This is a genomic window from Microbacterium sp. AC132 (assembly GCF_979258525.1).
In genome coordinates, this window is record NZ_OZ409862.1 from 3,599,494 (window position 1) to 3,612,727 (window position 13,234).

Below are 13,234 nucleotides of genomic sequence, written 5' to 3' on the forward strand. Positions count from 1 at the left end.
TCAAGTGTGCAGGAGCGCGAATACGCGCGGTGTCAGCCGCGCCGCTCTCCGTCCGGCCGTTTCCGCCATCCGCTCTCGACGCGCGTGACAATCCCATCCAGCTCCAGGAGCCCGAGGAGGGCACCGATCCTCTCGGGAGCGAGCCCCGATCTTCGGGACAGCTCGAGAACGGGTCGTGCGGAGCGACTGCTCAGGGCGTCGAGCACCCGAGACCGATCCGGGTCCGTGGCTCCGCCAACGGTCGTCCCGGGTGCGGCGTCACCCCACAACTCGCGTATCTCGGCGGTGGTCGTGACGCATCTCGCGTCGTATTCACGAAGAAGCCGATGACAGCCGGCCGACGATGCGGAGGTCACAGGCCCAGGCACCGCACCGAGCGGCCGTCCGAGCGCAGCCGCGTGTCCTGCGGTGTTCAGTGAACCGCTCCGCCACCCTGCCTCCACCACGACCGTCGCGTCGCCGAGAGCGGCGATGAGTCTGTTGCGCGAGAGGAATCGCCACTTCGTCGGCGCGGTGCCGCAGGGCACTTCGCTCACCACGGCTCCGGTCTCCACTATTCTCCGCAGCAGTTGCTGATGGCCTTGGGGATACGCGCGATCGACTCCCCCGGCGAGGAAGGCTACGGTCTTGCCGCTCACGCCGAGGGCGGCCCGATGGGCTGCCCCGTCGATGCCGTACGTTCTTCTACCCTCTCCTGCGTGTTGCGATGGGATCCGACGACACTACGGGATGCTCGCACCATGACGACCCAAGCGGACCGGTTCTGGAAGCTCTTTTTCGTACCGCGCTCCGTGCGCACGATCGATGAGCCGGTGTTCTCAAGAGCGCTGGACCTCTCCGAACGAAGTGCCGCGACGGTCCGCTTGCCTACCCGGCTAGCGTCGCGCCCCTTCCTGATCAGCGAAGCCGGTGAACTTCACAGTGCCGTGAACAGCTTCTTCGCTGGAGCAAAGATGCGTAACAGGGCCGAAGACACGAACAGAAGATACGCACGCTCACTTGCAGTCTGGGTTGAATTCCTGCACCGTCGCGGTGTGGCCTGGAACCTCGCAGACGAGGAGGCCGTCCTGGACTTCAAATTCTGGCGTAGGCACGATGCCGAGAACCCAAAGAGGATATCCGGCTCGTCTTGGGCAAGCGACCTTGCCGCGCTCAGCGAGTTCTATAGATGGGCTCGTGGACGGTTAGACGGTCCTCCGCTGTTTGTATCCAACAGTTCGAACGCGCGCGCCCGCTCCTCGTTCACTTCCCAGGTGGGCGGCGAAACGACTGACTTGAGGCCGACGGCAGTTCGACGCGCGTCGGTGAAGTGGTTGACACCCGGTGCGGTAGCTCGCTGGAGGAACGTGGGGATACATGGTCTAACGGCGGACGGAGAGGAGCGAGTTCGGTGGAGGCCTCGTTCTCAATCCAGGGATGCCGCATTCGTCGATGGCCTATACGGCAGCGGGCTTCGAGTGCAGGAATGGAGCAGCATTCTTACCGAAGAAATCAGCTGTCGCTCGAGCCGTGGCTATTCCACATTCAGGCTCGGGGACGCCTGCGCCAAGGGCGGAAGAGGGCATGCCTTCTGGCTTCGTGAGGACGCTCTGGATGCAGTTGCCTTGTATATGGAAACTGAGCGAGCTCAAGCAGTGCGGCGCGGACGCGACGCAGGATTGTATGAAAGCGACCAGTTCTCTCACGTCATCCGCGAAGTTCGAAGCAAGGAGATAGTGATTCTTAGCGATCGCCAAGACGAGTCGTGTACTTCCTCAGTTCGGTTGAATGAACTCAGTCCTGCCGAACGAAGTCGCCTCTTGGTTGTGAACGGGTGTGGCTATGCACCAGCGATGCTCTGGCTCAACGAAGACGGCACTCCGCGGAGAAAGGGCGCATGGACCAAGTCTTTCGAGCGTGCCAACGCTCGCGTTCGTCGAGCCGGAATCGACGGGCTTGTCTGCCACCCACACATGCTGAGGCACAGCTTCGCACTCCGCTGGTTCGCCGTTGGTCGAACGATCTGGTCACGACAAGGATCCGTGATGGATGCCGATCACGAGCGAGACTTCCGCGAACAATTTGGAGATACATGGTCACTTGTGCAGACGATGCTTGGACACGCTGACGTCTCCACGACAAGGGATACCTACTTGGAACCGTTCCGAAACCTCGAGGCGAAGCTGCTTCTCGAGTATGGGCGAACCGCCCTTGATTCTGACGCACTCTTCGGTCTACTCCAGAAGGATCCCCGAGTTCGATTTGCGGACGACGGGAGCTGGGAATGATGGCGCACGCTACGATGCCTGAGGGCGGCTACTCCCGACCACCGGCGCTGCATGACGACGGCAACCTCTTAACAGTCGAATTTCGACCGGAAGGCGGCGGAGCGGCGCGCACTTTCAGATTTGACACGCTACCTGGGATGCGTCCGATGCAACTCGCCCTTGCGGAAGGCTTTGCACGCGTGTGCGGACCGGGAGGAACCCGGCGCACTGAGGAGTCGGCCCAAACCATCCACGCCCACGCTAGAACCATCCTCCGACTGCTCTCCAAAGAGTCGCCGGTTCCCGGATCGCCTCAAGAACTCAGTCCAGTCCACTTGCGCGAGCTGCGTTTGATGCGCAGCCGCTACAGCTTGTCTCTACTTCATTCGTGGCGCGGGCTTCTTCGTGGGGAAACGACGCTAACCGCTCAATTTCGCGAGGCATTGTTTGCGCCGCTTCCGCTCGGCGTCGAGAAGACGAAAGTCAGTGCCTACTCTGAAACTGAGTATCGGCAGATACGCCGGGCGGCTCGTAGACACGTTCGCCAGGCGGTGAAGCGGGTCCGCGCAGCCGAGAACGAGCTGGCAGGCTGGCGTGCGCGAGCTACGACTGCATTTGACGGCGACCGAATGCGCGGGGCACTTCTAGACCATGTCGCCAAGTCGGGCGATGTACCTCGCGATCGCCGAGGGATGGTTCGCCACAACGTCGGCGACGTCGGGGCCGCGCAAGCGGCGAGAGATCTATTGCCCTCCTTCTCGGATGTCGCTGCACTTGCAGTCCTGATGATCTGCGCGACTGGGCAAAATTTGACCACGGTGCTTCGGCTCCCGTCAGCGCATCAACGAGCCGATAACCAACGCGACGAGACTCCTGTGACCCTCGCTCGCGCGTCGAAGCCTCGCCGCGGGCCAGAAAGATCGGAGATGGATCTTGCGTTTGTTGGCTCCGATCCAATCTTCCCGCGGAAGCTCGACCTCGAATCAGACTTCGGGCTCCACACGATCGCAACTGAGCTCTGTCGTCGCACGCGGCGTTTCGCTGGCAGTGATCTTCTCCTTGTGGCCTTCAGCCCCAAGGGACCGAATTCACCGGCACCGTTTCGTCCGCTCCCGCAAGGCATCCTCGAACAATTGACTCTGCATGCCCCTGATGGGACGGAATTGCCGCGAGTCGACGCACGCCGCTTACGGCGATTCTATCTGATGCGACATCAAAAGCCCGTCGGCCACACCGCAGCCACGCTCGCAGATCACTACCAGAGGACGGAACCCAGCAGCGTTCGCGAGAGTCGCGTTCTCGTCTCCGAAACTCTTGAAAAAGAGGTACGCCGCCTGAAAGCAAGGAGTGCGGTAGTAACCCTCAGCTCATCCGAACTAGCGTCGATCGCCGTCGACCCAGCGCCAGCCGCCGCCCGACTGGGCATCGGCGAGGAACAGTTGCGCTTGCTCGTGCAGGGGCAACTCGACACTGTTGCGACGGCGTGCGTCGACAACCATCACGGCCCGGACAGCCCTTCTGGGAGCCCGTGTACTGCATCGTTCATGCTGTGCCTTGGTTGCCCGAACGCCCGATCAGAACCAAGACATTTCCCGGTACAGGCGCTGCTCAGTCAAAGGCTACGCGACCGTCGCAGCGTCGCGTCGGAGGCCGAATGGGAAGCCCGATTCCGTATTCCAGACGAACAGCTGACAGATCTGCTGCAGCGACAGCAGATCGATGTCGATAGATACGCGGCACTTGCAACCACAAAACAAGAGCATCTTGTTGAGTTGCTCTTAGACGGGAAGTTGGATCTGCGATGACCATGCATCAGTCTCGGGCTATCGATGTGATTTCGCCCGACGCACCAGTGTTTCATAGACGGCCAACCAGACCCGATGTCCCCGATAGCTCCCTTCCCCGCTTTCGTGATGACGTCTGGGATTTCAGCGTGAGCAATTTTGCTGATCACAGCATCAAGCAGCAGCTGAACTTTGCGTCATACTCGCCCGAATGGCGCACCCCGATGAAGACCTACTTCTGGATCTTGATCAACGAGGAGACGGCGCGCCCCATTCAAAATGGCCCCACCACGGGACGGCGAACCCTGACTTCGATACCGCTCATGCAAGCACCGCTCAAACGAATCCTTCACTGGATGGATACTCGCGAACTGACTGGCCTCCAGGACTTAACGCCCCGCAACCTAGATGAGCTGTTGGTAGAGATGGCTGGACGTCGACTGCCTGATACCGCGATGCGTGGGATCATCACCGAGACGCGTCGGCTATGGAGGTACCGAGACCTGGTACCTCTCAAGGTTCGCCTACCGCCGGGATCGCCGTGGGAGGACTATCACCCCCGAGACTTGCTCCGTCTAGGGCCTACTTCGTCCACCAACCTCACGCCACGCATCGATGATGCGACGTTGGCGCCCTTGATGTCGTGGGCGCTTCGCTTCGTTGAGGACTTCGCCGACGACATCACCGCGGGATACCGCGACTATAAGGAGCTTCTTACCAACGAGTATCGGCACCGCGTTCCCGGGCCGGACCCATCGAAGCTGCCAGGCATGAGACGCACGAAGCTCAGTGGCGTCCTTGAGGATCTTCGTTCGCAAGAGAAGGGGCTCCCGGGCCACACCGATCGGTCCGACGTCAACTGGGCGCACTTGGGTCGATTGACCGGCTATTTCGGCTCTGGGCACTCGGGCCCAGACCGGGCTCTTGTAGCGGCGAGTGAACTGCCGGTCGACAACGCATCGTACCTTCGCCCCCTTACCACGGGGCTCTTGGACGGCAAACCGTGGATGGGTCCCTCGATCCGATGGGGTGATGCCGTACCGCTATCGGCCCACCTCACCACGGCCTGCTTTGTCGCCATCTCATACCTCACGGGCATGCGCCCGGGCGAGGTCCTGAGTATCCGCCGGGATTGCCTCGAATTCGATTCCGATGGCGGACTCTGGACTTTACGCGGCGTCCGATGGAAGTCTGCCACAGGCTCTGACGGAGCGAGGATGGACCATGGTGAGGTTAGACCGGCACCGTGGGTCATTCATCCAGTGGGAGCCCGCGCTGTGCGAGTCCTGGAGTTGCTGCACGACGGTGAACTTCTCTTCCCGAAAACGCTGCGACCGCCCACTCGCCGAGGATCGACTCCCTCAGGCAACTTGCGTGCTGGGACTGCGAAAACGTCAGCGCGGATGACGACGGACATCGCGCGTTTCATCGAGTGGGTCAACCGTTACTGCAGAGATGCCCACCGACCGGACAACATTCCGCGCGATCCCGCCGGCCCGTTAACGGGCAGCAGATTTCGGCGAACGCTCGCGTGGCACATCGTCCGGCGCCCCGGAGGGCTTGTCGCAGCGGCAGTTCAGTATGGCCATGTTGCGACACAGATCACGCAGGGCTATGCAGGCAACTACGCATCGGGTTTTCCCTCGGAGCTCGCGCTCGAGCGCTGGCTTGAGCGCGTGGACGATGCTGCCGATCTAGACCGCTACTTCAAGGCCGGCGGGCGTGTTAGCGGACCCGCGGCCACAGAACTACGCGGACGAACCGCGCGCGCCGTCGCGAAGTACGTCGGTCGTACCATGCCCACCAGACGCCAGGCAGAAACGATGCTCACAGACCCCTCCCTGCAGGTTTTCCAAGGCGATGGGGTGCACTGCGTTTTCAATATGGAGACGGCACTGTGCGCCCGATCTACCGCCGGCCCCGTGCTCGGCGACTGCCGCAGCGCCTGCAAAAACATCGCTCGCACTGACGACGACATTGACGACTTACGCGCCGCGATCTCCGACATCGAGCAAGACACGCTAGCACCACCCATTCGGCACAACCGCGCCTTGCAGCTCACACACGAGAAGCAGCAGATCATCGAAGCCCACCAGGGAGAGCGAAGCTTATGAGCATCAGCGACTCGTCGAGCGCGAGCGGTCCGAACGCATCGACCGAACGCGATGAGATCCGAGCACGACTGCAAAGAGCTGCGTACGACCTCCTCGAAGGTCGCGTGGCGGGCCCCCTTACCGGCCTGCGGCTGGTGGAGGTTGCAGGAGTCAAGCGCCATCGCCTCACCCACGACAATCCGGAAATCGCCCGGGCCTTTCTCGCTCGCGCCAGCGAAATCAATCGCACAAAACCCGAGGTAGAGCGCCTTCGAGCGCGCGTCGCGAAAGAAGAGGTACGCAATCGACGACTCGTTCGGGAACGTGATGCCCTCGCAGCGCAGGTCAAAGCGTACGCCGCCGCACTCCTGATCGTCACCGACGAGCGCGATCGGCTCCGATCGGGTTCCGGCCGGGCGCGGGTCACACCGATTCGATAGGACTATCGATTTCGAGGGTCGGGGAACGTGACCGGAAGGAGTTGCTCCAGCGGCACATCGAAAACCTGCGAGATCGCGATGATTGACCGCAGAACGGGGTTCGACGGGGTGCCTCTGCGCGACTCACCCTTCTCGTACTGCCTATAGATGAAGCGGCTGAGGTTGGCACGGCTGGCGACTTCTTCCTGATCCAAATCGGATTCAAGCCGTAACCGTCGCAGTTGGACAGCATGGTGCCGGACCAAGACGCCCCACTCGTCGTCTGCGCCGGCTTCATCCCGCTCATATCTCGAGCGTTTCGAGAATCGCTTACCGGTATGGGCCTATGCGTATGCCGCGCTCAGACGCGACCTCGAGCTAGCAATCGCACACCTACAACGGCTCGCAGCAGAGAACGAAGCACTGCGGAGCGATGCGATCACAGCAAGGAACATCGTCCACCTGCGCGACCGATAGCCGTTACCGGCTGCGAAGGTCCGGAACGCCATCCGGAGTCATCTGCGCAAGATCGACGCCGAGTACCTGAGCCATGGCAAGAAGGGATCTCAGCGGCGGGTTCGCTGGGACACCTGCTCTGGACTCGCCACGCTCGTAACGCTGGTAGGTGTATCGCGCGATTCCGGATCGATAAGCCACGTCCTCTTGGCTCAGGCCTGCACTGGTTCGGAGCTGCCGAAGGTGAATCGCGAAACGGAGTGCGAAGTCAGCCCACTCGGCTTCGACCTGCACATCTCTCGCGACCACCCTTCAAGAGTTGCTTCAAGGCCGCACCCGTGTGGCCTAGTTTGTGTGGCATAATTTCGGTTGGCCATACGAAACAATCGACTTACGCCGGATCCGTTCCACTCTGCACGTGTGCTGCCCGCCCTTCGGACACCGCGGTCGCACCGCAGGGCAGGCCCGATGCGTGCGACCGCGATTGTGACGGTGATCGTGGCGAACGTGCCTTGGACAGTTTGGTGGCGGAGCATGAACCATCCGCCGCCCGCCGCATGGCACTCTGCGTTCGAAGAGTTCACCTGCAACGAGGCGGCAGACGAATGGGCTTTGGCAGCAGCAATCTTCATCGCTCAGTACCGCCGTCGCCAATCGCAGGGCCCAACTTTCCGGGAGCTGTTCGAGCACTTGCTTCCCGAAACAGGCGGAGTTCCGTCTCGCCTTCCGAGCGACTGGGACGCATTGGATCGCCGCCGCAGAATCAATGACTTCCGTCGACATGTGGTGATCGAGTGGCGCCGCCGCGGCTTCATCGGGTATGACAAGGAAGTCGCGCGGAGCCTCAGAGTCGGTCGACGCTTTCGCGAGCAGTCTCGCGCACGCACCAAGCAGTCGCGCGACAGCGATTGACGAACGCAGGCTCCCCCAAGCGTCACCGTTCTAACGTCGAAGGAGAACACATTGGAGATCTCGAGTGTGCGCTGAGCCGCTGACGCCGTCGGAGGTGCGGAGAGCCCTCGCCGCTATTCAGAAGGGTCACGAGCTCGGAGCGCACCAGCTGACACCCGAAGACCTTGATCGGGCTCAGCGCATCCTCACACGGGAGCTCACTCCGGAAGCGGCGCGGACGGAGTTGGATGCAGCGCTTCAGGCGCTCATCGACGACGAACGTGCCAACTAGCTAGCTAACCGGCGAAGGAGCCATCCGCGAGCGCCTGAGCAGCGTTGGCGACCTCATCGAGGCGTCCATCGCGGATCGCGGTGATCGCAGTGTCCTGGCCGCGAAGGAACGGATTGGCGCCGATGAACCACAACCGCGCCATGTGGTCGCCTTCGGCGTCGCTGACTGTGCGCCATGCCGCCTCGGCGCATTCGAGACGTGCGATGGTCTCAGCATCGAGATGGCCACCGTTTTCTACCCAGCTGACCGCGGCTCGCGTGTCTCTCGAACCAGCCAGCGTCGATACGAGCGTCGGCCCCAGCACCGCGATCAATCGGCGAACGAGTTGTTCGCTATAAGAGGCGCGCATGGTGTGATCCTACTCGTGCTGGACGGACTCTTGAAGTTCGCACTTGGAGTCCCCAGCAACTCGGCAACCGTTAATTCGCTTCACATAGGCGTACTCGTGAGCCCAAGTACACAGGAGTTCACAGGGGACACACGAGTTCACAACGACTTCACTTGGGGAGATGGTGAGCGTAGATTCCGTGGCCGCCGGAGTCGACGAGCCGCCTCGGAACTCGAGTTGATAGAACTAAGCGGCGCAACGCAAGGTGATGCCCTAGGCCTAACGGGGTCCCGGCCGGAAACCATACACCACCAGTTTCGGTGCGTGGAGGTTTCGGCAGGGGGTTACCGCGGGTCGCTCTTCGGCGTGTCGTGCACCGGGTCGGCCACGTCGACGAGCGCGCCGTAAACGATCGTTTTCGGTGATAGCCCTCCACCACAAATGGGTCACGACATCAGCAGAGAATCGAGGATGATTGAGTCGTGGAGATTGAGCTGCTGCATATCGCTGATTGCCCTAGCTGGGTTGAGGCCAGTCGTCGTGTTGCCGAGGCGCTTAGCGAAACAGGCCACGACGGATTGAGCCTGCGTTATCGACTCATCCGAACAGAGGAAGACGCCGCCGGGGTTCAATTTGCGGGCTCCCCGACGATCACGGTGGACGGAAACGATCTCTTCCCGGGGTCGGATCGTAGTAGTGAGTTGGCTTGCCGCATCTACAGCACACCTGCTGGGTTGGCCGGGATGCCAACGGTTGAACAGATCCGAGAGGCAATGAGGGCCTATGGAGACTGAGCTCGATGTCGCCTGCACGTGCTGCGGCCGGCATCTACCACGAAGGAAGCTGCACGCCCTCGGAGACGACGGTGCGTTCATCTGTCGACGATGCGGTTTGTGGGTCGCGCTTCGCTTACGACGTGACCGCCCGCCTACGTAGTCCCCACACTCAGAAGCCGCACGCACGGGCGAGCTACACCACGGCGATTGTCCGGACTTCGCGCTCCCATGCCTGTGTTGCGACCTGCACGGCATCCCAGGGGGAGCCGAGCGGGGGCGTGTAGGAGAGGTCGAGGTCGCTCATTGCGGCGATCGTCATGCTGTGGTGCAGCGCTGCCGCGTAGGTGTCGATGCGCTTGGAAATTTCCGCACCGCGGGTGCCGACGAGCTGCGCGCCGAGCAATAGCGCCGATGTAGAGGGCGAGTTGATGGGTTGTCCCCGCTTCTCAAAGCGGTTTCACTTTGTGGTCTCATCGCCGGCGCGGATCATGAGGAGCGCTCCGGTGATCGCTGCGGCGAAGATCACGATGTCGGCGATGTTCCCGATGAACCAGTTTCCGTAGGCGAGAAAGTCCACGACGTGTCCGCGGGCGAATCCGGGATCGCGGAAAAGGCGGTCGCCTGCGTGTGAGGCGGCAGCTCCTCCGAGCGCGCCGATGACGATTGCCCATCGCAGGCGTTGTACTCGGAACGCGAACACGATTGCTGTGACGGTGGCGGCGACGGCTAGCAGCGCGAACACCCAGGTGAAGCCTTCCCCGAAGGAGAATGCCGCTCCGGGGTTGTAGGCGAGCTGCAAACCCAACAGGTCACCGATTAGGGGGATGCGCTCACGCTCAGTGAGGGTCGCTTCGGCCCACACCTTCGTTCCCTGATCAATCAGCACGACAATCGCGGCGATCAGGAGCGCTCCGCCAGTGAGCTGCCACCGCCGCGCCGACGGCAGCTTTCGCGCAGCGGGCGGGTGGCCTTCTGCCTGGGAGGAGGTCACCCGAGCACCTCGATCAGACGGACGATGACGCCGGATTCGATCAGGATGAACAGGCCCAGACCGATGAACACTGCCGGTACAAGCCAGTGCTCGACGCGCTCCAACCCCTCGGTGACTGCCTTGTTTGTGCCGATGAGCCGGCCGGCCGCGCACCAGACGGCAACGAGGATGAGGAACACGACGATCATGATCGCGACGTCGCCGGGAGTGCTGGTGCGGAAGATCGGCGTGTAGAGGGAGATGTTGTCCGCCCCGTTGGCGATCGTGATACCCGCGACCCCCCACAGTCCGACCGCGGTGATCTTGGCGTCGTCATCGTCATCGCCGTTGCGGCGCAGGCCGCGAATGAGCGTCCAGATGCCGATGCCGAGCGGGATCAGGCCAAGGAAGCCGACCCATTCGTCCGGGACGATGGTGAGGCCGAGTGCGGCGATCACGCTGATGACGACGAGGGTGATGAACCCGAGGTACTGGCCTGCGACGATCTGCCACGGCCGGGGTTTCCCTCGGCTGGAGGCGAGGAAAAGCACGGTGAGCACGACGATGTCGTCGATGTTGGTTGCCGCGAACAGGCCGATCGCTGATCCAATGGTGGCGAGCATCAGCGTCCCAGTCGTGGCGTGCGGGTGCGGGCGGCCCGCAGGCCGTTGAGGATCACGATGACCTCGGCGACCTCGTGGACCAGGACGACAGCCGCGAGCCCCAGGACGCCGAAGAGCGCGAGCGGGAGCAGGGCGGTGATGATCAGCAGCGACAGGATGATGTTCTGGTTGATGATCCGTCGACCGCGGCGGGCGTGATCGAACGCCCGCGGGATGAGGCGTAGATCATGGCCGGTGAAGGCCACGTCGGCGGATTCGATCGCTGCGTCGGAGCCGGTCGCGCCCATCGCGATGCCGACGTCTGCGCCAGCGAGGGCGGGGGCATCGTTGATGCCATCGCCGATCATCGCGACCGGTCCCGCCTTCGACAGTTCCCCGATCGCGGTCGCCTTGTCCTCCGGGCGCAGCTCCGCTCGCACATCGCTGATCCCGGCCTGCGCAGCCAGTGCACGAGCGGTCCGGGCGTTGTCGCCGGTGAGCATCGTCACCCCGACGCCCTGGCCGGTGAGTGTCCGGACTACCTGGGGGACTTCAGGGCGCAGCTCGTCGCGGACGCCGATCGCGGCGACCGGTGACCCGTCTCGGTGCACGATGACGACGGTCATGCCCTGCTCTTCCAGCGTTGCGACCCGCTCAACGAGGTCGCCGGCGTCCAGCCAGCGGGGACTGCCGACGGTGATTCTCGATCCGTCGACGGTGCCGTCAATACCGTGGCCGGCCTGCTCGGTCACATCTGCAGCTGCCGGTGTCCCCGGAGCTGCGGCGGTGATCGCTGAGGCAAGAGGATGTGTGCTGTGCTGCTCCAGCGCAGCCGCCCACGCCAACGCCTGGACCTCGGTTACACCGTTCGCGGTGAGTACGGCGGTGACCACGGGTTCGTTGCGGGTAAGGGTTCCGGTCTTGTCGACGGCGACGTGCCGGACCGTACCGAAGCGCTCGAAAACGGCGCCGGACTTGATGATCACACCGAACTTGCTCGCGGCACCGATCGCAGCGACGACCGTCAGCGGCACCGAGATCGCCAGCGCACACGGGGAGGCCGCGACGAGCACGACGAGCGCGCGGGTGATCCACACCTCGGGGTCACCCAGCAGCGAACCGATGATCGCGACAAGCGCCGCGAGGATCAGAACGCCGGGCACCAGTGGACGGGCGATCCTGTCCGCGAGACGGGCACGCTCGCCCTTTTCGGTCTGCGCTTTCTCGACCAGCTCCACGATCGTCGTGAGCGAGTTATCGGTACCCGCAGCCGTCGCCTCAACCTCCAGCACGCCGGCATTGTTGATCGCGCCGGCCGACACCGCATCGCCGGGCTCGACCTCGACCGGGATCGACTCCCCGGTGATCGCCGAGGTGTCCAGGCTGGAGCGCCCAGAACGCACGATCCCATCGGTCGCGATCCGCTCACCCGGGCGGACCACCATGACCTGGCCAACCGTCAACTCTCTCGCCGGTACCTGCGCGACGGTGCCGCCCTGCAGCACCGTCGCTGTTTCCGGCACGAGCTTCAGCAGTGCCCTTAGCCCGCCGCGGGCGCGGTCCATCGCCTTGTCCTCGAGCGCCTCAGCGATCGAGTACAAGAATGCCAGAGCTGCAGCCTCCTCCACGTACCCGAGGATGACTGCGCCGATCGCGCTGATCGTCATCAGCAACCCGATGCCGAGCTTGCCCTTGAATAGTTTCCGGATCGCGCTCGGCGTGAACGTCGACGCACCCAGCAGTAGTCCGACCCAGAACAGCACCAACGCCGGGATCTCGAAGCCGGACCATTCGAGGATCAGACCCCCCAGGAACGCGACACCCGAGAAGATCGGCACCATGATCCCGCGGTCTTTCCACCAGGGCCGCTCAGCCTCTTCGTGTTCCTCTCCCGCCGTGGCGGCAGGCTCGTGCTCGCAGCCACACGCCGCGCTCACGCGTCAGCTCCCGCTCCGCAGCAGCCCGCCACCGTGCACGCCGAGTCCACGCACGGGGCGTGCTCGTCGACAGCCAGCGTCACGTCCACCAGTGCGACGAGGGCAGCAGCTAGGTGTGGGTCGGCGATTTCGTATCGGGTCTGACGGCCCTCCGGCTCGGCAACGACGATGCCGCAATCGCGTAGACAGGTGAGGTGGTTCGACACGTTCGAGCGCGTCAGCTCCAGTTCGCGCGAGAGCACAGCGGGATAGCTCGGTCCGTCGAGCAACGTCATTAAGATCCGGGAACGGGTCGGATCAGCCATGGCCCGGCCGAGTCGGTTCATCACATCAAGACGGGAAGCAATGGTCAGCATGCACTGAACTATACAGTGACCGCTGACTGGTTATCAATTCGATCGAATGTTATGGCGTTCTGTTCGTCGCCGCGTCAACCAGTC

At 62.9% G+C, this 13,234-nt stretch carries 14 protein-coding genes and 1 pseudogene; 6 read left to right on the top strand and 9 right to left on the bottom strand.

Features of this window, described 5'->3' with window-relative positions:
- Positions 1-32: 32 nt before the first annotated feature.
- Positions 33-677, bottom strand: a pseudogene (locus tag ACZZZQ_RS17435) (DNA-processing protein DprA); the annotation flags it as partial.
- Between the two features lie 63 nt (positions 678-740).
- Here ACZZZQ_RS17435 and ACZZZQ_RS17440 point away from each other — a divergent pair.
- The 4 genes from ACZZZQ_RS17440 to ACZZZQ_RS17455 all read left to right on the top strand — a co-directional run bounded on the left by ACZZZQ_RS17440 (position 741) and on the right by ACZZZQ_RS17455 (position 6,563).
- Complete coding sequence (locus tag ACZZZQ_RS17440; protein WP_463508018.1) at positions 741-2,267, top strand: tyrosine-type recombinase/integrase; 1,527 nt, start codon at positions 741-743, stop codon at positions 2,265-2,267.
- 905 nt (positions 2,268-3,172) lie between these two features.
- The gene (locus ACZZZQ_RS17445; protein ID WP_463508019.1) at positions 3,173-4,051 is read left to right on the top strand and encodes a hypothetical protein; all 879 of its coding nucleotides are present in this window, start codon (positions 3,173-3,175) and stop codon (positions 4,049-4,051) included.
- A gap of 1,382 nt (positions 4,052-5,433) precedes the next feature.
- Positions 5,434-6,144, top strand: coding sequence for a hypothetical protein (locus ACZZZQ_RS17450; protein WP_463508020.1), 711 nt, complete (start codon positions 5,434-5,436; stop codon positions 6,142-6,144).
- Positions 6,141-6,563 (top strand): hypothetical protein, encoded by a 423-nt coding sequence (locus tag ACZZZQ_RS17455; RefSeq protein ID WP_463508021.1) that lies wholly within the window; start codon positions 6,141-6,143, stop codon positions 6,561-6,563. Before ACZZZQ_RS17450 ends, ACZZZQ_RS17455 begins: the two co-directional genes overlap by 4 nt.
- 2 nt (positions 6,564-6,565) lie before the next feature.
- Here the strand turns inward: ACZZZQ_RS17455 and ACZZZQ_RS17460 are convergent, their stop codons facing one another.
- Together ACZZZQ_RS17460 and ACZZZQ_RS17465 are read right to left on the bottom strand one after the other, a co-directional pair.
- Positions 6,566-6,808 carry a helix-turn-helix transcriptional regulator gene (locus tag ACZZZQ_RS17460; protein WP_463508022.1) on the bottom strand — a complete coding sequence of 81 codons (243 nt, stop codon included), beginning with the start codon at positions 6,806-6,808 and terminating at the stop codon, positions 6,566-6,568.
- Between the two features lie 214 nt (positions 6,809-7,022).
- Positions 7,023-7,307 carry a helix-turn-helix domain-containing protein gene (locus ACZZZQ_RS17465; protein WP_082297799.1) on the bottom strand — a complete coding sequence of 95 codons (285 nt, stop codon included), beginning with the start codon at positions 7,305-7,307 and terminating at the stop codon, positions 7,023-7,025.
- Positions 7,308-7,466: 159 nt separating this feature from the next.
- On the opposite strand from ACZZZQ_RS17465, the gene ACZZZQ_RS17470 reads away from it, so the two are divergent.
- The gene (locus ACZZZQ_RS17470; protein ID WP_463508023.1) at positions 7,467-7,910 is read left to right on the top strand and encodes a hypothetical protein; all 444 of its coding nucleotides are present in this window, start codon (positions 7,467-7,469) and stop codon (positions 7,908-7,910) included.
- A gap of 275 nt (positions 7,911-8,185) precedes the next feature.
- Here the strand turns inward: ACZZZQ_RS17470 and ACZZZQ_RS17475 are convergent, their stop codons facing one another.
- The gene (locus ACZZZQ_RS17475) at positions 8,186-8,530 is read right to left on the bottom strand and encodes a hypothetical protein (RefSeq protein WP_463508024.1); all 345 of its coding nucleotides are present in this window, start codon (positions 8,528-8,530) and stop codon (positions 8,186-8,188) included.
- Between the two features lie 461 nt (positions 8,531-8,991).
- Between ACZZZQ_RS17475 and ACZZZQ_RS17480 the strand changes: the two genes are divergently transcribed.
- The gene (locus ACZZZQ_RS17480) at positions 8,992-9,303 is read left to right on the top strand and encodes a thioredoxin family protein (protein WP_081860107.1); all 312 of its coding nucleotides are present in this window, start codon (positions 8,992-8,994) and stop codon (positions 9,301-9,303) included.
- Positions 9,304-9,478: 175 nt separating this feature from the next.
- On the opposite strand, the gene ACZZZQ_RS17485 is transcribed toward ACZZZQ_RS17480, so the two are convergent.
- From ACZZZQ_RS17485 to cmtR, 5 genes are read right to left on the bottom strand one after another with little or no spacing between them, the layout of a single operon-like run.
- Positions 9,479-9,688 (bottom strand): hypothetical protein, encoded by a 210-nt coding sequence (locus ACZZZQ_RS17485; RefSeq protein ID WP_029259149.1) that lies wholly within the window; start codon positions 9,686-9,688, stop codon positions 9,479-9,481.
- A gap of 54 nt (positions 9,689-9,742) precedes the next feature.
- Entirely contained in the window at positions 9,743-10,276 is a 534-nt protein-coding gene (locus ACZZZQ_RS17490; RefSeq protein ID WP_262002264.1) for a signal peptidase II, read from the bottom strand.
- A complete protein-coding gene (locus tag ACZZZQ_RS17495; RefSeq protein ID WP_262002263.1) occupies positions 10,273-10,878 on the bottom strand; it encodes a cadmium resistance transporter in 606 nt (201 codons plus the stop codon). Before ACZZZQ_RS17495 ends, ACZZZQ_RS17490 begins: the two co-directional genes overlap by 4 nt.
- Positions 10,878-12,794 carry a heavy metal translocating P-type ATPase gene (locus ACZZZQ_RS17500; RefSeq protein WP_134352974.1) on the bottom strand — a complete coding sequence of 639 codons (1,917 nt, stop codon included), beginning with the start codon at positions 12,792-12,794 and terminating at the stop codon, positions 10,878-10,880. Before ACZZZQ_RS17500 ends, ACZZZQ_RS17495 begins: the two co-directional genes overlap by 1 nt.
- Positions 12,791-13,150 (bottom strand): Cd(II)/Pb(II)-sensing metalloregulatory transcriptional regulator CmtR, encoded by a 360-nt coding sequence (gene cmtR, locus ACZZZQ_RS17505; RefSeq protein WP_134352973.1) that lies wholly within the window; start codon positions 13,148-13,150, stop codon positions 12,791-12,793. Before cmtR ends, ACZZZQ_RS17500 begins: the two co-directional genes overlap by 4 nt.
- Between the last annotated feature and the right edge of the window lie 84 nt (positions 13,151-13,234).

Bases quoted from the DNA above. Each gene is read 5' to 3' on its own strand.
- ACZZZQ_RS17440 (WP_463508018.1), top strand. From the start codon at position 741: ATGACGACCCAAGCGGACCGGTTCTGGAAGCTCTTTTTCGTACCGCGC.
- ACZZZQ_RS17470 (WP_463508023.1), top strand. From the start codon at position 7,467: ATGCGTGCGACCGCGATTGTGACGGTGATCGTGGCGAACGTGCCTTGG.
- cmtR (WP_134352973.1), bottom strand. From the start codon at position 13,150: ATGCTGACCATTGCTTCCCGTCTTGATGTGATGAACCGACTCGGCCGG.
- ACZZZQ_RS17450 (WP_463508020.1), top strand. From the start codon at position 5,434: ATGACGACGGACATCGCGCGTTTCATCGAGTGGGTCAACCGTTACTGC.
- ACZZZQ_RS17445 (WP_463508019.1), top strand. From the start codon at position 3,173: ATGGATCTTGCGTTTGTTGGCTCCGATCCAATCTTCCCGCGGAAGCTC.
- ACZZZQ_RS17475 (WP_463508024.1), bottom strand. From the start codon at position 8,530: ATGCGCGCCTCTTATAGCGAACAACTCGTTCGCCGATTGATCGCGGTG.
- ACZZZQ_RS17495 (WP_262002263.1), bottom strand. From the start codon at position 10,878: ATGCTCGCCACCATTGGATCAGCGATCGGCCTGTTCGCGGCAACCAAC.
- ACZZZQ_RS17455 (WP_463508021.1), top strand. From the start codon at position 6,141: ATGAGCATCAGCGACTCGTCGAGCGCGAGCGGTCCGAACGCATCGACC.